Genomic DNA, 18,933 nt, shown 5'->3' with positions numbered 1-18,933 from the left:
CTTGGCCAGACGCTCCTGCAGCTTCTCACGGTCGTAGTCCGAGGTGGTCTCCTCGATCTGCGCCTTGATCTGCGAGATGCGGCCCTCGATGTCGGACTTCTCGCCGACGCCGTCGATGATCGTGGTGTTCTCCTTCTCGATCCGCACGCGCTTGGCGCGGCCGAGCATGGGCAGCGTCACGTTCTCGAGCTTGACGCCGAGATCCTCGGCGATCATCTGGCCCTTGGTCAGGATCGCGATGTCCTCGAGCATCGCCTTGCGGCGATCACCGAAGCCCGGCGCCTTGACCGCCGCGACCTTCAGGCCGCCGCGCAGCTTGTTGACGACGAGCGTGGCCAGAGCCTCACCCTCGATGTCCTCGGCGATGATCAGGAGCGGCTTGCCGGTCTGAACGACGGCCTCGAGCACCGGCAGCATCGCCTGGAGCGACGACAGCTTCTTCTCGTGGATGAGGATGTAGGGGTCCTCGAGCTCGGCGACCATCTTCTCCGCGTTCGTGATGAAGTACGGGGAGAGGTAGCCGCGGTCGAACTGCATGCCCTCGACGACGTCGAGCTCGGTCTCGGCCGTCTTGGCCTCCTCGACCGTGATCACGCCCTCGTTGCCGACCTTCTGCATCGCGTGGGCGATCATCTGGCCGATCTCGGTGTCGCCGTTGGCGGAGATGGTGCCGACCTGTGCGATTTCCTCGGACAAGGCGACCTTCCGCGAGCGGCCCGCGATATCCTTCACGACCGCGGCCACGGCCAGATCGATGCCGCGCCTCAGGTCCATCGGGTTCATGCCGGCGGCGACGTACTTCACGCCCTCCCGGACGATCGAGGCAGCCAGCACGGTTGCGGTGGTGGTGCCGTCACCGGCAGCGTTGCTCGATTTCGAGGCCACTTCGCGCACCATCTGGGCGCCCATGTTCTCGAACTTGTCGACGAGCTCGATCTCCTTGGCGACCGTCACACCGTCCTTGGTGATGCGCGGGGCGCCGAAGCTCTTCTCGATCACGACGTTGCGGCCCTTCGGGCCGAGCGTCACCTTCACCGCGTTCGCGAGAAGCTCGACGCCGCGCAGCATCTTATCGCGGGCATCGACGGAAAAGCGGACATCTTTGGCGGACATGGCAGAGACCTCATCATCTGTCGTTTGGCCCCGATGCGCACCCAAGCGGGCGCCTCGAAGGGCAGATCGTCACTACGCTCCGTGCCGCCCGAGCCGGGCTAGGCGACGATGCCTAGGATGTCGGATTCCTTCATGATCAGAAGGTCCTGGCCGTCGATCTTGACCTCGGTGCCGGACCACTTGCCGAACAGGACGCGGTCGCCGGCCTTTACCTCCAGTGCGATGATCTGGCTGGCCTCGTCGCGCACGCCCGGTCCCGCGGCGACGACTTCGCCCTCCTGCGGCTTCTCCTTGACCGTATCGGGGATGATGATCCCACCATTGGTCTTCTCCTCGCCTTCGATGCGACGGACGACCACGCGATCGTGCAGCGGACGGAATTTCATCGTGAGATCCTGATCGTTCCCAAGCGAGATCCAACCGAGATGATTGGCGCTGTCGCGGGACAGAGACCGGCGAAATTGTCATCGCCGCCCGATCGACCCATCGTTAGCACTCGCCGCATGGAAGTGCTAATCTTATGATGGGACATTGGGTCCCGCTCATCCGGGGGCCGGGGCACCATGGCGCCTCAGCGCGGGCATGGCGGGTTCGAACCGCGCGCCTCAATTGACCGATCTCGGTGCCGCGCGGAGCGAACGGCGCGATCGTCCGCCCTGATCGGGCTGCTCAAGCAGGACTGTGTTGGAGGATGGCATGACGGTCAGTCAGGCCGTAATTCCGCCGATCAACAACGATTTCACCGTGAAAATCGACTCTCTCACCCCAAATCGCCAAGATTTTTGACAATTTAATATCTTGCCTGGGTTAGTCGGATATTTCGTCTCTTCCGCACGTTGCACTTGTCCGCGCGATGGTCAGTCCCGCCGCTGGCGGACAAGGATCATTGTCATGACAATTCTGATGGCCGTCGCCTTGGCGATTGCGTTGCTCGGCGTCGCGCTGACGTCGGCAGCCTACCGGTTTGCACCGGTGTCGAAGCACATCGCGAGCGGAGATATCGTCCTCGTCTGCGGAATCAGCACCGCGGCTCTGGGGAGCCTCGGAGCCCTCCTGCCGATCTTCAACGTCTGATCTGCGAAGCCGCGTTGCCCGTGACCGGGTCGCGCGGCGGGATCCATGTCATGGACGGGATGATGCTACCATGCCGACACTGCCTGACGCCTACCTCCGGGATATCCTTGCGCAGGCGGAACAGGACCTCGCCGCAGCCGAACTGCGCCGGGCCCAACAGGCGCGGATCGTCGCCGGCCCGCTCGATAGCCCGGAGACCCGTGCCGCCGCGGAACTGCTTCTGCGCGAGATCGATCGGACGATCGCATCCATCCGCGCGAACCGCCATCTGATTCAGGATATCCTGGCCTGATCAAACCGGGGCCGTATTCATTCATGCGCCCCCGGCCAAGGGCGTCTCGTCCATGCACAATGGCATATCGGTGGCTGGGGCCTCGACAAAGGCTTGCGACCAATCCGTCGGAGGCGCTCACATGCGGCCGCCCTCGGCGTTCAAGCTGCCGGCGATCGGCCTTCTCTTCGAGCTCTCGATAAAATCGTGGCCTGAACGCCGTCAGCCGCCGACACTTCCCCGCAAGGCTGGCGACGAGCGTCAACTCGCGGGGCCGGCGTTCTCTGCGTCTGCGCGCGCGAAGCGGAGGGTCAATCTCTGAGCGCGATCGGGAGAAAGCAGATCGTCAGCGACCAGGCCCGAAACCATTGTCTTGAACTCGTCATTGGTCACGCCACGGCCTTTAAAAAGCGTTACGACCGTGTCCGCATGGGCCATGTCCATCAGATCGCGCTTGATCTCTATCGTCGACGGAACCGATATTTTGCGTCCAAAACGCTTTTGATGAAACATGGCGGGTCTCCAAGACAAAAACGACGGATGCTACAGTGCTGTAAACGCCAAGGATGTAATTTTGTTCTGTCCTGCGTCTGTTTGGTTTTCCTTCGAACATGATTTTGAATTCTCGCCGTAGCGTCATTTTTGTATTTTTTGGATCTGGTAAAATATTTCTGGGGCGCCATCTAATAAAGATCGCCGTATCCTCGGAGAGACAGCCCCGACGCGTGATTGGGCCGTCGGACGGATGCGGGCCATGTGTCGTGTCGACATCAGTCGGAAGGCAAAGCGTTTCGGTCCCGGCCAACCGAACCTCAGGGACGATCCTCGGCCCGACGAAGCAACCCTGTAGCGCAGGGCGACAGGGCCGGGTCAGTAAACTGTGAAGTTATCGGTCGGCACTTGACGAGGACAGCGGCTAGGGATCGCCGCCTGTCCGCGTGCGCGTGAATTCAGTCCGTCCAGCAAGGAGTGCGTTATGGTTCAACCCAGACTGACAGGCTTGGAGTTTAGCTGGTTCACCAAGTGCCAGATGATGGCGTCGAATTATGCCCAGCACTGGGAGATGGCTATCGAGCCCGATCTCGGAAGCTTGATTCAGGCCGTCGCCGCTGATGCGCGGACCAGCTTCACCGGGCCGCAATCGATGCGGCGCGTCGCCGAACGGCTGACGCTCGCTGCGGACCAGCTTGCCGCGGCGGGCGACGATCAGGCTCACGCTGCCGATGTGCGCCGCGAGGACGCGCGTTGCACGGAAGCGCTGCAGTACTTGGCGTCGCAACTAGCGAGCACGGCAGCCGGCGTCGAGGCCTGGAAGCATGCGTCCGCCTCCGCGACCGGAACACCTCAAGCGCGGTCGGCATGACTGCCAAAGGCCGAGTAATCTCGGCTTCGAAAGATCATTGAACGGTTCTTATCGGAGCATCGATCAAATAAAATGATCGTTTTCAGATCAAATCCTCACAAGTTACAGATCATGCCATCTGCGACGGAGCCCGGCCGGTTCGATTGGTCTATCACGCGGGACGGTGTGGTCGTGCGTCAGTCGGCCCGATCCTTCGATTCGGAGGGCGCGTCGGAGACGAATGGTGATTTAGCCCTTCGTCGGATGACGGTGCGCTGGCAGGGCGCGCGTTAGGCGCCGCAGCCGCTACGGTCGTGCCTCCACTGGATCATCGCTCCGCCGGGCATGTCAAAGCCTTCGGCCTGTCCAAGCGAGACCCGCGGGAGCCGCGCCGAGACCCACGCGTCCCGCGTACCGTATGGCGGCGCCGACTAAGCGCCCAGCCGGCGTCATCCTGCCGACACCGACCGCTTGCCGCGCCGGAAACGGCGGACCGGCGTCTCCTCCCGTTGGCGGGAAGGGGACTCGCCGTCCCTCGGCAATCGGAAGGCACGCCCCATTCCAGTGAACAGGATCAATCCCATGACAGGCCGTTCAAGAACAGCGTGGCTGCTTCCGACCCTGCTCGGCTCCGCGACCGCGCTGGGAGCGTCCGCCCTCTATGCGGCCGCCCAGGCAAAGCAGGCCGAGCGACGGACGCCACCGATCGGCGCGTTCCTCACCGTGGATGGCGTGCGCCTGCACTACGTCGAGCGGGGGGCCGGCGAGCCGCTGGTGCTGATCCACGGCAACGGCATGATGATCCAAGATTTTCTCGTCAGCGGCATCGTTGACGATCTTGCTGAGCGCCACCGCGTCATCATCTTCGACCGACCCGGTTACGGCTACAGCGACCGCCCGCGCGGGCTCTGGACGCCGCGCGCTCACGCGACGCTGTTCCAGAAGGCGCTTCTGCAGCTCGGCGTTGCCCAAGCCGTCGTCCTCGGACACTCCTGGGGGGCTTTGGTCGCGGTCGCCCTCGCGCTACAGGCCCCGCAGCTCGTGCGCAGCCTCGTCCTGGCGTCCGGTTACTATTACCCGGCGCTGCGCGCCGATGTGGTGCTCGCGTCCCCGGTGGCGCTCCCCGGCATCGGGGACCTGATGCGCCACTCGATCTCGCCCGTGATCGGTCGGATCCTGCAGCCCACCCTGATCAAGGCCATGTTCGCGCCGGCCGCCGTCACGGAGCGTTTCGACCGCCGGTTCCCGAAGGCCATGATGCTGCGGCCGATCCAGCTGCGGGCGTCAGCAGAGGACGCCGCGTTGATGACGCCGGCGGCTGTCGAGCTTCAGAAGCACTATCGCGACCTGAGGCTCCCGGTGGTGATCATCGTGGGTGGAGCCGATCAGATCGCCGACGTGGATCGGCAGTCGAAGCGCCTGCACGACGAACTGCTCGACAGTCACCTCATCGTCGTGCCAGGCCTCGGCCACATGATCCAGCATCTGGCGCCAGACGCGGTCATCGCGGCCATCGACCAGGCTTCGAAGCGGGTTCGCGTTGCCGCCTGAAGAGCGGCCGGTTCGAGTCCGAGCCTCGCACGCCCCCGTCCAAAGCGTGGTCAACGGGAATGAAGCGCCGTGCCTCCGCTTTGTCGCTCGGAGGCGGACCGGCGGCTCTTGGGTCGGGCCTCGCGCGTTCGTCGTCACACGGTGGTGGGCAAGCCGTCACCGTGACGGCGCGCGATGGCTGAGCGTTGCGGGACGCAGGAATAGCCCTATCAGCGGCGGGAATGTCCGGCCGATCACGTCGCACAACCCGGTCCGATAGCCTCTTCGGCGAGATCAGCGCGAGGCTCCCGCTGTTCGAGGACCTGCCGCCTGACGCGCTTCAGCTGCTCTCAGCGTCGGGTTTGGGCCGCGATTTCCTGACGGCCTCCCTATGGGCCCGTCTGCGCAAGGCCGGTTATCGGGATCTCGGCCTTTTGGCCCAGAAGTCACCGGACGCGATCGTCAGCATCAAAAAGTTCGGTCAGGTCCGCATCGACCGCGTTCGAGCTTTCATCCTCGCCGAGCTGGCGCATTGGCTGCCAAGCGCCCGCAATACGCATACGGTCGAGGCCACCGAAGAGCGAAGACTCGGACAACCGACTCGATCCCAGACGGCCCGCGGGATCTCCGCCGGTCCTATGAGTCCCGACGGAGAGCCGTCACAGGACGCTTTCTCTGCACGTGCTGATCCGACCGGCCGAAACCGGTCAGGACGCGTGGGTGAGTTCGCCCTCCCGCATGGCACGCTCGCCGCCGGCGGACCTGATCCGGTAAGTCGGCTCGTCGGAACGGTCGTCCGGCGTGAGGCGAACAATCTCGAAGAGGCCGTCGACGATGCTCTTATTGCCGACGTAGCTGTCTCTTAGCTGCCGGACATGCTGGCCGATCTTAAACTTGTGCGACATGGGTGGTCCTCCTGGGTAACGGGTGCTGCAGGCTGAGGCCGATCTACCGACGGGCTCGCGCCTTGCGAGCCGCGAAGCGTGCGTCGCGCGCGGCCTTCTGCTCGGCGGCGAGGTCAGTCTGCCGCGCTGCCTTCTGGGCAATCTGACGGGCGATCTCCGCTTTGGCGCGCTCCTTTGCGGCGAATGCTGCGGACGCACAGTCAGCTTCGGCGGCCAGCCGAGCGACCTCCCGCTCGGTCGCCCGCACGTCCCGCGCCTGGACCACCGCCTGCCGCGCCGCTTGGCGGGCGAGGATGACCGGATCGTCGGCCGCAGGACGAGCCCGGAACCGGGCCAGCGTAGCCTGCCGCGCTTTGGCCGTCGCTTCGAGACGATCGACGATCTGATTTGTTTTAGATTGACCCACGAACATTCCTTTTTGTACGCCCTGACTCAGCCAAGGCGGCGAAAAGCAGATAAAGCCCCTCCCGAGGGAACGGCTTCGAAAATCGTCGGTCGGACCAGCGAGGCTCAGGCGGCCTGAAGGTTGCCAGCCGACTGCTTACCGGTGCGACGGTCGGCCTCCATCTCGTCGGAGATTTTCTGACCCTCGACGAAGTTGCCCATGGCTGCGCTCGACGGCGGAGATGTGGACGAACACGTCCTTGCCGCGATCATCCGGCTGAATGAAGCCGAAACCCTTGGTGTCGTTGAACCACTTAACGGTGCCGATACTTATAGGTATTCCGTATCTATACAGGCAGGAAATCGGGCTGAGCGCGCATCGCGCGCGCGCGGTCTCTGGTCGTCGAGAATGGGAGCGATGCAGAGCGTTCGCCCTGTTCAGGCGATACGGCCGAAATATCTGGTCAAAAATCGATTTATCATCTCTACGCCAGCTGCGAGATCATCACAACTGTCAATGCGGCCCAGGCAAACATGAGCGCCCAACCCTCCGATATCGTGTAATTGCCAGAGAAGAGTAAAACCGGCTACAGGATCACCGATCTGCAGCTGTCCAGCCGCGGTAGAACTGGAGCTTCTGGCGCATCGCTGCATCGCACCAGGAGATCATCAGTCGCGGGGCCGCAGAGCCTTCGTCCTGCCGCAGGCACCGTCCACCCGCGAGACACGGCAACCTTCCCCACCTTCCCGCGTTAGTAAATATCCATCACATTGTATATTTGAGGCGCGGTCTTCGATGAGAAGACGCGAAACAAGAGCGCATGTCATTCGTCGAAAAAACCTTGCCCCGTCGAGCTGCTACGCACATCGACATCAATGATCGCGTCGTTCGAGCCGCGTGGACCGAACGCTTCGCGATTACGGAGGGGCAGCTGCGCAAGGCGGCGAGGCTGGTCGGCTCCCGCATCACGACCCTCACGAGTCATCTTGGCGGACAGTCAGGCTCATGACGGCCCTCACCACGAGCCAGAGGGCTCCGCTAGCCCCGCACCAGCTTGGCATCCTGATCGTCGACGACGATCCCGTCCAACTAATGGACATGGCCGGGGCGCTGACCGATGCCGGGCTCATCGTGTTCGAGGCATGCAACTCTGAGCAGGCGGTCGACCTGCTCAAGACACGCACCGACGTGCGCGTCTTGATCAGCGACGTCGATATGCCCGGCAGCGAATTGAACGGGTTTCAGCTGGCGAAGCTCGTCGCGGCGCGGTGGCCCGAGATCAGGCTGCTGGTGTTGTCCGGTCGGAACAATCCCAAGGGTACCGATCTGCCGGACGGAGCACGTTTCATAGCCAAGCCGTGCGCGCTCCATGCACTCACCGGCAACATCTTCGACCTCCTGTCCGAACAGGGCGGCGGCATCTAGGCCGGCGTGGCCCACACCCCTGCGCGGCGCGGCCGGTTTCAGGCCACCAACGCCAGGGCCGTCGACGAGACCTCGTTCAGGCTGAACGGCTTGGGAAAAAACCGCGCCTTGTCGGGCAGGGTTCTCGGCCGGAACGCGAGTGGGCCGGAGCAGACCATCACGGCGGTCTCCGGCCAACGCTCTGCGATCAGCTGCGCCAAGCGAATGCCGTCCACCCGACCGGGCATACGCACGTCGGTGAACACCAGCTGGATCGTCGGGAGCTTACCGAGCAGATGCAGGGCCATGTCGCCAGTCCAGGCCTCGATCACGTCGAAGCCTGCATCGGCGAAGATATCCATGGTCTCCATCCGCGTGATATTTTCGTCCTCGACGATTAGCGCGGTCGGCTTCGAAAGAATTTTGTTCATGGCTTAGAGCAAGCCCGCGAAACGGTTTTCGTTCAATTTAAAATCTCCACCTTTTCTTGAAACCCTGCGACGGGCGCCACGAGATCACACGTGACACCGCTCGGCCGGTACTCCAGCTTCACGGTCCCGCCGATGGTCCCGGCGAGACCGCGCTCGATCAGACGGGTGCCGAAGCCCGTGCGCGACGGTGTCGAGACCGGCGGTCCACCCGATTCGGTCCAGCACAGCCGCAATTGCGGGTCATCGCCCGCCACCTCGATCTGCCAGCGGATGCCGATGTGCCCCGCGTCGGTCGAGAGCGCCCCGTACTTGACGGCGTTCGTCGCCAATTCGTGGATCATGAGCGCGAGAGCCAGCGCGGCTTTGGGTCCGATCTCGAGCGGCGGTCCCTCGATCCGGAACCGCCCCGCCTGCTGGTTGTCGTGCAGAGCCAGCGCCCCCCGGATGACGGCCTCCATCCCGGCCTGCTCGGTGTTGCTCGCCAGGAGAATGTCGTGGGCCTTACCGAGGGCGATCAGGCGCTGCAGCAGGGCGTCGCGCGCGCTGTCCAGGCTGGCGGCGTTGCGCAGGGTCTGCGCCGCGATGGCCTGGACGATGGCAAGGGTGTTCTTCAGCCGATGGCTGAGTTCATGGTTGAGCAGGCTCTGATGCTGGTCCGCCGCTGCCCGCGCGCTGTTGTCCAGCATGACTCCTGTCATGCGCAGGACGCGGCCGGCCTTGCTTCGGACCAGGAACGCCTGATTGAGCACGTCGGCATACGTGCCGTCCGCGCGCTGAAACCGGTACGCGTCGGCCCAGCGTGGGCCCATCTCGGTAGCGCTGAGGGCCTTCTGACGGACGCGCTCCCGATCCTCCGGATGAATGTGCTCAAACCACCATGCGGCCGTCGGTGTGACGGCTGAGGCCACGTAGCCGTAGACGCGGGTGAGGGCATCGTCCCAGTGAAAGGTATCGCCCTCGCGATCCCAGTCCCACATCACATCCGTCGTGGCGCGCGAGGAAAGCCGGAAACGCTCCTCGCTGATCTGCAACGCGTCGCGCGCCTCGTCGGAGGTGGTGAGCGCGCGATCCCGTTCCCGGATGGCCCGCCGCAACTCGAGCTGGGTCATCACCTGACGGGCGAGCGCCTGCAGGCCGGACGCCTGTTGCGGGGTGAGGCCCTCCGGCCGGGGCTTGCTGTCGATCACGCACAGCGTGCCGATCGCGATCCCGTTGGCCGCCGTCAGCACGGCGCCCGCGTAGAAGCGGATGAACGGCTCCCCGGTCACTAGCGTGTTGTCGCGGGTGCGGAGGTCCTGCGTCAGGTCCGGGATGATGAGGATATCCCCCTCGGCGAGGGCGTGCGCACAGACGGATTGGCTGAGCGGCGTCTCGCAGGGGGCAAACCCGATCCGCGCCTTGAACCACTGGCGGTCGCTGGCCACGAAGCTGATGAGGCCGACGGGCGTATCGCAGATCTGGGTGGCGAGGGCGACGAGATCGTCGAAGCTGGGCTCCGTGGGCGACTGGAGGATGTCGTAGCCGCTCAAAGCGGCTTTTCGCGCATGCCCGGCTGGGTCATTCATCGCATGGGTGTGTGCAGGGGTGGTGCGTACTCGTAGCCAGAAGTTGCGATCTTAGCCACCCGGCACTCGTCCCCGCTGCGGGGCCAATCGCCGATCGAGGCGCCAGCTGCGTCAGTCCACCGGAACGGAGGTCGCGCAGGGCGTCCGAATGCCGCAGGCGAGAGGGCCCGTGATCCTGCGATCCGGAGCGGCGGCCTTACCAAGCCGGGCAGGTGGGCGTGATCGGCCCGCGTAGAGCCGCTATCCATCGACGCTGACCTGGACCGACATGTCCAGGAAGGCGTCCGCCGGTCCGGCGTAGCTGCCGCTCAGCGGCATGGCCAGCCGGATGTCGCGGGCGACCGCCACCGGGATCAGGTTCGCGCCGCCGACGGTGCGATTCGTCGGGTCGAAGGTGATCCAACCCGCGCCCGGCAGGAAGATCTGCGCCCAGGCATGCGTGGCCCCCGCATCCGCCGAACCCAGCTGGGTTCGCGACGGATCGTGGAGGTAGCCCGAGACGACCCGAGCCCCGAAGCCTAGGCTGCGCACCGCCTCGACGAGGAGCGTCGCCAGATCCCGGCACGAGCCCATCCCGCGGGACAGGGTCTGGCTCGGGCTCTGCGTGCCCTCGTCCTCGCGAACCTGGTAGGTGATCGCGCTTCCGACGCCGGCATTCAGATCCTTGAGCAGGGACAGGGTGTCGGTCGGACAGGCTGCGACAAACCCCTGTGCCCAGCTCCGCAGGCTCGGAGCGCCCTCCGGATACTGCAGGACCGTCAGGGCCCCGAGATCCGCCCACTCGTCATCGGTGTAGCGGAACGGGAACGTGACCGCGTCGGCCGCGATGGCGAAGACCGGATAGGCAGAGGCGGAGAGCTCCACCCGTGACCGGGACTCCACGAGGAGGCTCTCCGTCTCGGACTGGAACGTGGCCGTCGCCACGGCATTCCCGGCGACATCCTGGGCCCATGTCACGCCGGCCTCCGGCACCAGGGTCAGGGTGCTCGATAGGAGGCGCAGGTCCCGGCTTTCCCGGGGCCTCATCATCAGCCGGTGCGGCCCCAGGCTGACCGGTCGGCGATACCGGTAGGTCGTCCGGTGCCGGATGCTGATCTCGACCAACGGACAATCCCCCAGATCTGTCGTTGCCGCGTACGGAAGTCCCGACACGCGCGCGCGAGCTTAGCACGGTGCTGATGCCGCCCTTTGCCCTTGCCGCCCCTTGCCCTCGACGGTCGCTCGGACGTTCGACCCACCTGTTTGTTTCGGCGAGCCGCCCCTTTGGCCGGGCTGCGCGCTGGGTCAGTTGACCGAAACAGATTCGCACGATGGCCCCCACGCCCGCGTCGTCGATGCCCTGATCCTGATGGAGGCGACTGATCCGCCCTCTCCGAAGTGATTGGTCCGATCTGAGCGAGGATGGGATGATGCCAAGGGTCAGCGAGACCGCGGTCCAGGCGTGACCAGCCCGCCCCTCCTGACGCCGCGTACACGGATCAGTCGCCATGCCGCAGGCCGAAACTCACAGAAGTTAATTTATGTTATTAAAGTCTGCGCGCCTTAAGTGCTTGGAGCCCCTCCGCTCAGAGAGGTTCGCCGTGAATCAGCACGATTTCCCCGATATCGAACGCGGTTCACCGGTGTCCTTGTCTCCGTTGCCGGATACGGTGGCCGAACTCATCGCAGCTCTGATGTTCTGCTCGTCGTCGCTCAACCAGATGGCGGACGAACTCGCAAGTTGCGCCAACGACGTGACCGATCCGCTGGAGCAGCAGAACCTCTGGGCGGCGGTACGAAGTCAGCGCATCCGTGAACTCGAGGTCCAGGGCATGCTCGCGGCTCTGCACGCCGCCTTCACCGACCTCTACGCTGCGGACAAGCAGCCCTGAAGTCTGTCGTTCATCGCGGATCGTTGTGTGGAAGGGCCCAAGGCCCAATGCAGTCGCGGCGCCCGGAGCCCTTCACGCACAGGCCGTTCCGCATACGGCTTGGCGGCCTGTTACGTCGTGCAACCGGAGCAGACCGTCAAACAGGATTGGAACGGCCCCCGATCGGCGTCTTGTCGGGGCTCCGACTCTCTTCCACTGATCGTTGAGAGATGAGGCCGACCAGGCGAGCCTGCAGCCGTTTGACCCTGGCCTGCGCCGCGCGTCGGCGCCCATTCACCGACCACGCGCCGAGATCCGTGGAAGCCCGGTCCCATCGTTCGTGCCAGAGCTCGGTCGCGTTGCGGCCGGCGGCCTCCCATCGGGCATCCCTCAGGGCGGATAGGCGTCGAGCGCGCTTTGTCGGATCTGGAAGACCTCGGTGCGCCCCCCTCCACGTAAGACCGAACGCAGGACCCCGCGGCTGTGGCCCAGACGTCGGCGGATCGGAAGGCCTGTCTCGGCGAGCGCGGATGCCCGCTTGGGCAGGTCGCCACCGCAGATCCGGACCTCACGATCAGACCGAGCCGGCCCGCGTTGACATGACGCCGATCGACGGCGAATCCGGCGCTCATGAAGCTGGTCGGACGCTTCTCTGGGCCGGCGGACACCGTCCCGGATAGCTTCGTAAGGTTTGCGTTGGCGGCTAGACTTCCTACAGCCGGAGCCCGTCGCCTTGGACAGCGATCCGGCCGGGCCGGACGAGGCGGCAATGCGTACGGGAAACAGTTCGACCGCCATGGCGGCGTCGCTCGGCACCAGCTCGGCCCGTGCCGCACGCCGCCACATGTCGAGCAAGCCGCGCAGGGCGAGATCGCCAATCGTATGCTGATAACACACCGCCGCGTTCTGCCTCGACCGCTAAAGCGCGTCACCCTCGACCCGGACGAAGTTGACGATGACCCCAGACATGTCGCCTTCGATCTTCGACGCCGTTATTCGGATTCGATGGCGATTGCCGTCCGTCCCATCGAGCAGACGATCTGCCGTCCTGCCGCTGGCCATTACCGCCTGGGCATCCTCACTCAACCACGAGAGTGAGAATGGCGCCGCGAAATTGGTCAGCAACCGCCCACGGTCCCCCGCCTGGATACCAAAGATCTGCGCTGCGGCGTCCGTGATCGTCCGGATGCGCAAGTCCCTGTCGAGAAATACGCTGGCGATATCAGTGCTGGCAAACAGGGCCTTCTGTTCGGCCGCCAGACGATCCAACGCCTGAATCTTTGATGACAACTCATTGTTGACGGTGTGAAGTTCCTCGTTGATGGACTGAACTTCTTCCTTCGAGGCCTCCAGCTCCTCGTTCCCAGACTGCATCTCCTCGTTAACCGAGTAGAGTTCCTCGTTCGAGGATTTGACTTCCTCCAGCGCAGTCTCGTATTCTTCGACGATCGCCTGAAGGCGCTCGCGCGTCAGCGATAGCTCGCGTTCCAGGCGCTGCACCGTTTCATCCCGCCCGATCTCCGCCTGCGACGCCGCCCCCTCCCGGTTCGCGGCCGGCGCGGTCTCCGTGAACACAACGAGAAACAGCGGCTCCGTTCCGGGGCGCGATGCCATCGGGCTGACGGTCAGCGCCAGGGGCTGACGCAGCCCGTTCGCCAGATTGATTTCCAGGCCGGTGCGCGCCACGACTGTGTTCGTCTCGATGGCCTCACGCAGCGCCGTGCGCAGTTCCAGCCGCAATCCCTTGGCCACCAGGGCCGCCAATTCGTGGGTCGGAAGTCCCGGGGCAACGCCAAGGACCGTGTCGATCCGAGCCGAGTAGTGCACGGCTTCACCCACCCGTGTGACCACGGCATGCGGAGGGGCGAACTTGGCCAGCACCTCGGCATCGACGATGTGGCGCAGGCTTGCATGGGCCAGCGCGCCCTGCGGTTTCGTGCGGGCGCCGGGCGCCAGACCGGGCCAGGGGTCCGCGCTCATCGTCGACAGCCGAACCGAGCGGGCCATGCTCGTCGTCTGGAAGATGCGATGCGACTTGTCCACGGTGGCGAACAAATCCTCAAACCGGGTGACGTTCTCAGCCATCCCGATGAACAAGTAGCCGTTCGGGCGTAGCGCGTAGTGCAGCGTCGGCAGCATGCGTTCCTGGGCATCGAGCCCGAGGTAGATCATCAGATTGCGGCAGGAGATGAGGTCGAGGCGCGAGAATGGCGGATCACGCAGCACGCTGTGGGGCGCGAAGGTACACAGATCGCGCACCACTTTGGCGACCACCACGCTATCGCCTTCGACAACGAAGTAACGCGCTAACCGCTCGGCCGAGATGGTGTCGAGGTACGCCCGTGGATAGCGGCCGATCCGGGCGACGGTAAGCGAACGCTCGTCGATGTCGGTCGCGAAGATTTGGACCCGCGGCCGGTTGGGCAGCGTGGCCATGTGTTCCAGCAGCAGGATGGCGATCGAGTACACCTCTTCGCCGGTCGAGCAGGCGGGAATCCAGACGCGGACCACATCCTCGGCGGCACGCCCCTCGAACAGCTTCGGGATCACCAGCTTGGCCAGCGCGTCGAAGGCATCGACATCACGGAAGAATTTGGTCACGCCGATCAGCAGGTCGCGAAACAGCGCCGCCGCCTCGGTCGCATCCGTGCGCAGGCGTGCGAGGTAGTCGTCCGGCCCGTCATGGTTCCCCACCACGATCCGCCGCGCCAACCGTCGCTGGAAGGTCGTGTGTTTGTAGCCCGAGAAATCGTGTCCGACCTGCCGGAGCAGGATCGAGTGGATCTCCGCGAGCACGTCCGCCGAGACTTCGACCCCGTTCGGGTCGTCGTTCACGGACGTCTCGATTCTTGTTCGTTTGACGCTGTGCTTCGCGATCAGCGCTCCGATCTCGTCAGCGGCGGCGTGATAGTCGACGTACCCGGTCCGGAGCGCACTGACCGGCATTTCGGGCGTCTCCGGCCCGTTCTCATCCGAGGCCTGAGCGAACGTGAGACCGCCGTGTTCTTTGATCGCTTTGACGCCGATCGCGCCATCGCTGTCGCCGCCTGAGAGGATCACGGCCACGGCGCGTTCACCCTGATCGAGCGCCAGGGCGGTGAGAAAGACATCGATGGGCTTGGTCTCACGAGAGCCAGGCTGCAACGACGTCAGGGTCAGACGTCCTTGGTGAATGCCGAACATTACGCCGGGAGGCATGACGTAGACACGATCGGGTTGCACGGGCGTGGCGTCTTTAGCGGCCTCCACCGGCAAGGTGGTGAACCGAGCCAGGACTTCGGGCAGCAGACTCTCACGATCCGGACTGAGATGCGTGATGACGATGACGGCGGCTCCGAAAGGCTTCGGGAGCCCGGCGAAGAAGCTTCTCATGGCCTCGATCCCGCCCGCTGAAGCGCCGATGCCCACGATCGGGAAGGGGTCGTGCGTCATCATCTTGTTCACTCCAGATCTGGACAGAACGATCCGGAGACGGTGAAGGTCCAGACGATCAATCGTCGGACGCAGGATCGATCGACGGGCTGTTGCGCAGCAGTTCCTGAACGATGAACGAAACGCAGCGCGCACGTGCCTGGGTGCTGTTCAGGCGCAGGAACAGGCGCATCACCGACAGGGCCTGCTCCACTTCTCCATCAGTGGGCGCCGCCCTATTTTGTTCCGCGGTCGGTGACGCCTCAGACGCGAAAAAGCTGGCGACGGGGACATCCAGAATGCGAGCGATACGCTTCAGGCCATCGCTGATCGAATGGCTCTCATCATCGTCGTCCATGATGCCCACCGCACCGACGCCCCAGAATCGGATCAGTGCACTACGAGCTTTGCAGCACTCGGACCGAGTCCCGTCGCGATGCGCCGGCCGACATGGTGTAGAACCTGACCTAGAAGCACGCGGGTCTGCGGTTCGCCATCGGCCTCAGCAAGTTCGTAGGCATGAATGAGGCACTCGACCAACGGCTTCGATGGGTCAGGATGTTCGCTGTCCGCCGCCCGCTCGTCATTCGGCCCAACGATTGCCCGCGTCTGCCGACGGGAGCGTTCGACGAGGTCGCGAGACATTTGCAGAGCCCGTCGCATTTCCTCGGCGGCCGCTCGCAACTCTCGAGCAATGATCAGATTTCGGTCCGCAAGATCAGTGTTGGCCATGAGGGCATTCTCTTGCGGGCTGCGGCTCTGAGTAGCATGAACCGCATACTCTGTCATCTTGGCTGGCTGATTTTCCTCGCGATGGGTCGCGCGATGTAGAGGTAAATCGCCTTTCTCGACCACGAGGTACGGCCTTTGATACTGCTCGAAACGTGCGTGCGTGGGTCTGAAGTGGGCCGTCCGCTCCTGACGAAAGACCCAGGTCCGGTTGCAACACGATCCGACGTAGCCCAGAATCCGACGATTGCTCGATCAAGCGACGAGCCCTTGGCGACGCGGGCGGCCGGGTTAGGATGGGAGGCGAATGACCGCTCGTGGCGGATCCTGCCCTTGCGGCGCGATTGACGAAAGCTGACATCATAACGAATCGCGTTCCCAGCCGTGAGCAGAACCGCGGACGATTTGCATTCCAGCAGGACGCGTGCCTGCTCATGATACCGCGACGCGGTCTCGGACTTGACGACCCAAACCGACCCGCGCAGTCTGGCCTGGAGATGTCACTCTCGCCGTGTACGGTCGATGCCGCATTTTTACTTTCACTTGCTGGGTCCACATGGCCACCAGCAAGACGACGAAGGTCTTGAGCTTGCCGACGTCGAGGCGGCCTATTTGGAGGCCTTCAAGGCCGTGCCAGGAATGGGGTCCGATCTCGCCGCGACTGCTCGAAATCCGATCCGGTATGGCTTTGAAATTACTGACGCGCACGGTACCATTCTGATGGTGTTGCCTTTCGCCGAGGTTCTCGATCGCGGGCGAAAGCGCTCAAGACGACCAACCGGGCTCCGTTTGCGGAAAGGTCGGGCGGAGATGGGGCGCACGGCGGGGCTGATTATAGAGCTTCGCGATGCCCACGCGAAGTTGAATGTCACCCTGTCAGAGACACAGCGTCTGCTCGATATCGGGCGGGCGTCTCGCTGACCGTGGCGAGGGCAGGACACGGCCCCGCGGTTTGAAAGCAGGACGGCTGCGCCCGGAGGATGTGTCAGGTCTGCTGCCGGGCCCTAAAGCATTGAGATCGACACCAGGCAGGCTCACGACCATCTGAGATTTCACGGTCATAATATTGTGTATTTAACCTAGGCAGCAGCGTTTGATCTACTCCGTTCGCCCAGTTCGGGGACAACAGATCTATAAGCGTTTGACGGCCGCGCGAGGCCGGCGCCCTCATTTATGGGCACAGAGTGAGACTATGCCTTTCGTGATTACGGGCACGGGGCTCCCGCCGGTCCGCGTTTGGCGACCCGCTCAGCGCCTGCGAGTGCACTCGTACGTGCGATGACATGGGACGAAGACGGTCTACAGAGCACCCACATCGAGCCGCAAGATGAAGCGGCACGGTGCTGTATCGATTGGTTCAACACCCGCCGCTTGCTCGAACCGATCGACAACGTGCCTCCCGCCGAGGCTGAGGCGCGCTGCTTGGCTCAGACCCAGATGCAAGCCCTGGTCGCCTGACCCAAACCAGACAGCTTCCGGGAACCCCGGCGCGGTTCAGGGGGGCGGTGATGGAAGGCCGCTGCGCGGCGAGGGGGAAAGGTCCGCGTCCCTTTCCCCAAGCTTGGGCTCAATCAGATCTCCACAAATTGTTGGATGCCCGCTGTGCCCGGGCGGCCGCCATCGGACCCGTAAATTCTAGAGATGCGGATCCTCGGCCGCTCGCAGCCGGCCCGTTGCGATGGCAGCCCGAAAGGTCTGATAGTCCTGCGCGTTCCGGTCTCCGTAGGCCATGGCCCAGTCGGCCAGGGCCTCGCGCAGATCGGCCCGGCCGTCATGACCGCAGTATCCCGCGATCGCTGCCGCATCCCCGGTTCGTGCGTGGGCCTTGGCGAGCAGCGATCCGTACGCGTGCGAGAAGTACAGGAGTGACCGGCCTGTCATGCGCGCGACCGGGATCTCGCCCTTCATGTTCTTCATCTGCCGCACGTAGAACGGACGCCCTTCGATCTTCGTCCATCCCAGCAGCGGATCGCCCACGGCCTGCAACAGGCGTTGGCCGTAGATCACGCGCTCGCCCTCGTGATCGGCATAGGGCTTGGGCATGCCGCGCAGATAGGGCGCGTGGGCTGGTCGCACGGCTTCCTTCACTTGGAGGAAGAGGACGTCTCGCTCGGAGTTGCCGCACAGCAGCGCGACGTAGGCCCGGGTCCCGACGCTGCCGACACCCACGACGCGGTGGGCCACGTCGACCACATGGTAGCGGCTGAGCATGAACCGCCGCTCGCGCGGCAGCGTCTCGGCATAGCGCTCCAGACCGGTGGTCACACGCTCGCGCGTCGCCTCATCGACGCGGACGAGGATCGGCGGCTCCTCGCGAAAGCGCCAGCCACCGTCCGTGCGACGCTCGCCCACTTGGTCGAGCAAGCTCGTGTTGTTCTTCCGCCGCGCCTTCTCGACAGCCCTGTGAACCACAGCCTGTGACTGCGCGTCGATCTCGAGGCCGGCGAAAGCGAGATCCTCGGCCCGTGCCGCGCGCCGCCACACGTCGAGCGAGCCGCGCGGGGCGAGATCATCCATCGTATGCTGATAGCCCGCCGCTGCGCGCAGTACCGCCTGCCGCCGTTCCGGTGCGGCGACGACCGCCTCCCGCGCGGCGACCTCGATGCTCGCGCAAAGCCGCTTCAGGTCCCACTCCCACGGCCCGACCGTCACCTCGTCGAAGTCGTTGAGGTCGAGCACCACATCGCCCTGGGGCGATCCAAACAGCCCGAAGTTCGCGATATGCGCGTCGCCGTTCAGGACTACATCGATGGCGCCGCGCGGTCCCTGTGCCAGATCCCAGGCCATGACTTGCGCAGCGCCGCGCAGAAAGGCGAACGGCGAAGAGGCCATGCGGGCGACCCGCAGCGGGATCAGGTGTGATTGCCGTCCCGCGTGCGCCGCTTCGATGACGGTCACCGGGTCGGGACGATCGCGGGCGACG

General features: G+C 64.4%; 21 protein-coding genes and 1 pseudogene. 8 read left to right on the top strand and 14 right to left on the bottom strand.

Going from position 1 to position 18,933, the window contains the following annotated elements; all coding sequences use genetic code 11:
• Both groL and MKK88_RS15710 read right to left on the bottom strand, forming a co-directional pair.
• Positions 1-1,113, bottom strand: a 1,113-nt coding sequence (gene groL, locus MKK88_RS15715; RefSeq protein ID WP_244001242.1) for a chaperonin GroEL, incomplete at its 3' end; no start/stop codon positions are given.
• Between the two features lie 98 nt (positions 1,114-1,211).
• On the bottom strand, positions 1,212-1,499 hold the full coding sequence (locus MKK88_RS15710; protein ID WP_244001240.1) for a co-chaperone GroES: 288 nt from the start codon (positions 1,497-1,499) through the stop codon (positions 1,212-1,214).
• A 505-nt stretch (positions 1,500-2,004) separates the two neighbouring features.
• On the opposite strand from MKK88_RS15710, the gene MKK88_RS15705 reads away from it, so the two are divergent.
• The gene (locus MKK88_RS15705) at positions 2,005-2,187 is read left to right on the top strand and encodes a hypothetical protein (RefSeq protein WP_244001238.1); all 183 of its coding nucleotides are present in this window, start codon (positions 2,005-2,007) and stop codon (positions 2,185-2,187) included.
• 70 nt (positions 2,188-2,257) lie between these two features.
• On the top strand, positions 2,258-2,479 hold the full coding sequence (locus tag MKK88_RS15700) for a hypothetical protein (RefSeq protein ID WP_244001236.1): 222 nt from the start codon (positions 2,258-2,260) through the stop codon (positions 2,477-2,479).
• A gap of 240 nt (positions 2,480-2,719) precedes the next feature.
• Here the strand turns inward: MKK88_RS15700 and MKK88_RS15695 are convergent, their stop codons facing one another.
• The gene (locus MKK88_RS15695) at positions 2,720-2,971 is read right to left on the bottom strand and encodes a hypothetical protein (RefSeq protein ID WP_244001234.1); all 252 of its coding nucleotides are present in this window, start codon (positions 2,969-2,971) and stop codon (positions 2,720-2,722) included.
• 463 nt (positions 2,972-3,434) lie between these two features.
• On the opposite strand from MKK88_RS15695, the gene MKK88_RS15690 reads away from it, so the two are divergent.
• Complete coding sequence (locus MKK88_RS15690; protein WP_244001232.1) at positions 3,435-3,821, top strand: hypothetical protein; 387 nt, start codon at positions 3,435-3,437, stop codon at positions 3,819-3,821.
• Between the two features lie 561 nt (positions 3,822-4,382).
• Entirely contained in the window at positions 4,383-5,351 is a 969-nt protein-coding gene (locus MKK88_RS15685; RefSeq protein ID WP_244001230.1) for an alpha/beta fold hydrolase, read from the top strand.
• Between the two features lie 425 nt (positions 5,352-5,776).
• Here the strand turns inward: MKK88_RS15685 and MKK88_RS15680 are convergent, their stop codons facing one another.
• The 4 genes and pseudogenes from MKK88_RS15680 to MKK88_RS33850 all read right to left on the bottom strand — a co-directional run bounded on the left by MKK88_RS15680 (position 5,777) and on the right by MKK88_RS33850 (position 6,953).
• Positions 5,777-5,926 carry a hypothetical protein gene (locus MKK88_RS15680; protein WP_244001228.1) on the bottom strand — a complete coding sequence of 50 codons (150 nt, stop codon included), beginning with the start codon at positions 5,924-5,926 and terminating at the stop codon, positions 5,777-5,779.
• A 111-nt stretch (positions 5,927-6,037) separates the two neighbouring features.
• Positions 6,038-6,235 (bottom strand): hypothetical protein, encoded by a 198-nt coding sequence (locus MKK88_RS15675; RefSeq protein WP_244001226.1) that lies wholly within the window; start codon positions 6,233-6,235, stop codon positions 6,038-6,040.
• 43 nt (positions 6,236-6,278) lie between these two features.
• Positions 6,279-6,647 (bottom strand): DUF6481 family protein, encoded by a 369-nt coding sequence (locus MKK88_RS15670; protein WP_244001224.1) that lies wholly within the window; start codon positions 6,645-6,647, stop codon positions 6,279-6,281.
• A 98-nt stretch (positions 6,648-6,745) separates the two neighbouring features.
• A pseudogene (locus MKK88_RS33850) lies at positions 6,746-6,953 on the bottom strand (cold-shock protein).
• Between the two features lie 487 nt (positions 6,954-7,440).
• Between MKK88_RS33850 and MKK88_RS15660 the strand changes: the two are divergent.
• On the top strand, positions 7,441-7,629 hold the full coding sequence (locus MKK88_RS15660) for a DUF3606 domain-containing protein (RefSeq protein WP_244001222.1): 189 nt from the start codon (positions 7,441-7,443) through the stop codon (positions 7,627-7,629).
• Complete coding sequence (locus MKK88_RS15655; RefSeq protein ID WP_244001220.1) at positions 7,626-8,045, top strand: response regulator; 420 nt, start codon at positions 7,626-7,628, stop codon at positions 8,043-8,045. The genes MKK88_RS15660 and MKK88_RS15655 overlap by 4 nt, the downstream gene beginning before the upstream one ends.
• Positions 8,046-8,083: 38 nt before the next feature.
• Here MKK88_RS15655 and MKK88_RS15650 read toward each other — a convergent pair whose 3' ends face one another.
• From MKK88_RS15650 to MKK88_RS15640, 3 genes are all read right to left on the bottom strand, one after another.
• Positions 8,084-8,455, bottom strand: coding sequence for a response regulator (locus MKK88_RS15650; RefSeq protein ID WP_279602324.1), 372 nt, complete (start codon positions 8,453-8,455; stop codon positions 8,084-8,086).
• A gap of 32 nt (positions 8,456-8,487) precedes the next feature.
• The gene (locus MKK88_RS15645; protein ID WP_244001216.1) at positions 8,488-9,984 is read right to left on the bottom strand and encodes a sensor histidine kinase; all 1,497 of its coding nucleotides are present in this window, start codon (positions 9,982-9,984) and stop codon (positions 8,488-8,490) included.
• A 276-nt stretch (positions 9,985-10,260) separates the two neighbouring features.
• Positions 10,261-11,124: a transglutaminase family protein gene (locus tag MKK88_RS15640; RefSeq protein ID WP_244001213.1), complete on the bottom strand. Its 864-nt coding sequence runs from the start codon at positions 11,122-11,124 to the stop codon at positions 10,261-10,263.
• Between the two features lie 476 nt (positions 11,125-11,600).
• Here MKK88_RS15640 and MKK88_RS15635 point away from each other — a divergent pair, with 476 nt between their 5' ends.
• Positions 11,601-11,891 carry a hypothetical protein gene (locus MKK88_RS15635; protein ID WP_244001211.1) on the top strand — a complete coding sequence of 97 codons (291 nt, stop codon included), beginning with the start codon at positions 11,601-11,603 and terminating at the stop codon, positions 11,889-11,891.
• A gap of 897 nt (positions 11,892-12,788) precedes the next feature.
• Here MKK88_RS15635 and MKK88_RS15625 read toward each other — a convergent pair.
• From MKK88_RS15625 to MKK88_RS15615, 3 genes are read right to left on the bottom strand one after another with little or no spacing between them, the layout of a single operon-like run.
• Entirely contained in the window at positions 12,789-15,305 is a 2,517-nt protein-coding gene (locus MKK88_RS15625; protein WP_244001209.1) for a CheR family methyltransferase, read from the bottom strand.
• 55 nt (positions 15,306-15,360) lie between these two features.
• Positions 15,361-15,639 carry a hypothetical protein gene (locus tag MKK88_RS15620; protein ID WP_244001207.1) on the bottom strand — a complete coding sequence of 93 codons (279 nt, stop codon included), beginning with the start codon at positions 15,637-15,639 and terminating at the stop codon, positions 15,361-15,363.
• A gap of 32 nt (positions 15,640-15,671) precedes the next feature.
• Positions 15,672-16,013, bottom strand: coding sequence for a hypothetical protein (locus tag MKK88_RS15615; protein ID WP_244001205.1), 342 nt, complete (start codon positions 16,011-16,013; stop codon positions 15,672-15,674).
• A 519-nt stretch (positions 16,014-16,532) separates the two neighbouring features.
• Here MKK88_RS15615 and MKK88_RS15610 point away from each other — a divergent pair.
• Positions 16,533-16,931: a DUF6894 family protein gene (locus tag MKK88_RS15610; RefSeq protein ID WP_244001203.1), complete on the top strand. Its 399-nt coding sequence runs from the start codon at positions 16,533-16,535 to the stop codon at positions 16,929-16,931.
• Positions 16,932-17,645: 714 nt separating this feature from the next.
• Here MKK88_RS15610 and MKK88_RS15605 read toward each other — a convergent pair.
• A partial coding sequence (locus tag MKK88_RS15605; protein WP_244001201.1) for a DUF2252 domain-containing protein occupies positions 17,646-18,933 on the bottom strand: 1,288 nt, incomplete at its 5' end.

The organism is Methylobacterium sp. E-005 (assembly GCF_022829725.1).
Classification (GTDB): domain Bacteria; phylum Pseudomonadota; class Alphaproteobacteria; order Rhizobiales; family Beijerinckiaceae; genus Methylobacterium.
Note: the sequence above shows the minus strand (reverse complement) of the source record. Positions and strands in the feature narration are given on the sequence as shown.

Coding starts and splice junctions, on each gene's coding strand:
- MKK88_RS15710 (WP_244001240.1), bottom strand. CDS start 1,499: ATGAAATTCCGTCCGCTGCACGATCGCGTGGTCGTCCGTCGCATCGAA.
- MKK88_RS15705 (WP_244001238.1), top strand. CDS start 2,005: ATGACAATTCTGATGGCCGTCGCCTTGGCGATTGCGTTGCTCGGCGTC.
- MKK88_RS15700 (WP_244001236.1), top strand. CDS start 2,258: ATGCCGACACTGCCTGACGCCTACCTCCGGGATATCCTTGCGCAGGCG.
- MKK88_RS15695 (WP_244001234.1), bottom strand. CDS start 2,971: ATGTTTCATCAAAAGCGTTTTGGACGCAAAATATCGGTTCCGTCGACG.
- MKK88_RS15690 (WP_244001232.1), top strand. CDS start 3,435: ATGGTTCAACCCAGACTGACAGGCTTGGAGTTTAGCTGGTTCACCAAG.
- MKK88_RS15685 (WP_244001230.1), top strand. CDS start 4,383: ATGACAGGCCGTTCAAGAACAGCGTGGCTGCTTCCGACCCTGCTCGGC.
- MKK88_RS15675 (WP_244001226.1), bottom strand. CDS start 6,235: ATGTCGCACAAGTTTAAGATCGGCCAGCATGTCCGGCAGCTAAGAGAC.
- MKK88_RS15670 (WP_244001224.1), bottom strand. CDS start 6,647: ATGTTCGTGGGTCAATCTAAAACAAATCAGATCGTCGATCGTCTCGAA.
- MKK88_RS15660 (WP_244001222.1), top strand. CDS start 7,441: ATGTCATTCGTCGAAAAAACCTTGCCCCGTCGAGCTGCTACGCACATC.
- MKK88_RS15655 (WP_244001220.1), top strand. CDS start 7,626: ATGACGGCCCTCACCACGAGCCAGAGGGCTCCGCTAGCCCCGCACCAG.
- MKK88_RS15650 (WP_279602324.1), bottom strand. CDS start 8,455: ATGAACAAAATTCTTTCGAAGCCGACCGCGCTAATCGTCGAGGACGAA.
- MKK88_RS15625 (WP_244001209.1), bottom strand. CDS start 15,305: ATGATGACGCACGACCCCTTCCCGATCGTGGGCATCGGCGCTTCAGCG.
- MKK88_RS15620 (WP_244001207.1), bottom strand. CDS start 15,639: ATGGACGACGATGATGAGAGCCATTCGATCAGCGATGGCCTGAAGCGT.
- MKK88_RS15615 (WP_244001205.1), bottom strand. CDS start 16,013: ATGGCCAACACTGATCTTGCGGACCGAAATCTGATCATTGCTCGAGAG.
- MKK88_RS15610 (WP_244001203.1), top strand. CDS start 16,533: ATGCCGCATTTTTACTTTCACTTGCTGGGTCCACATGGCCACCAGCAA.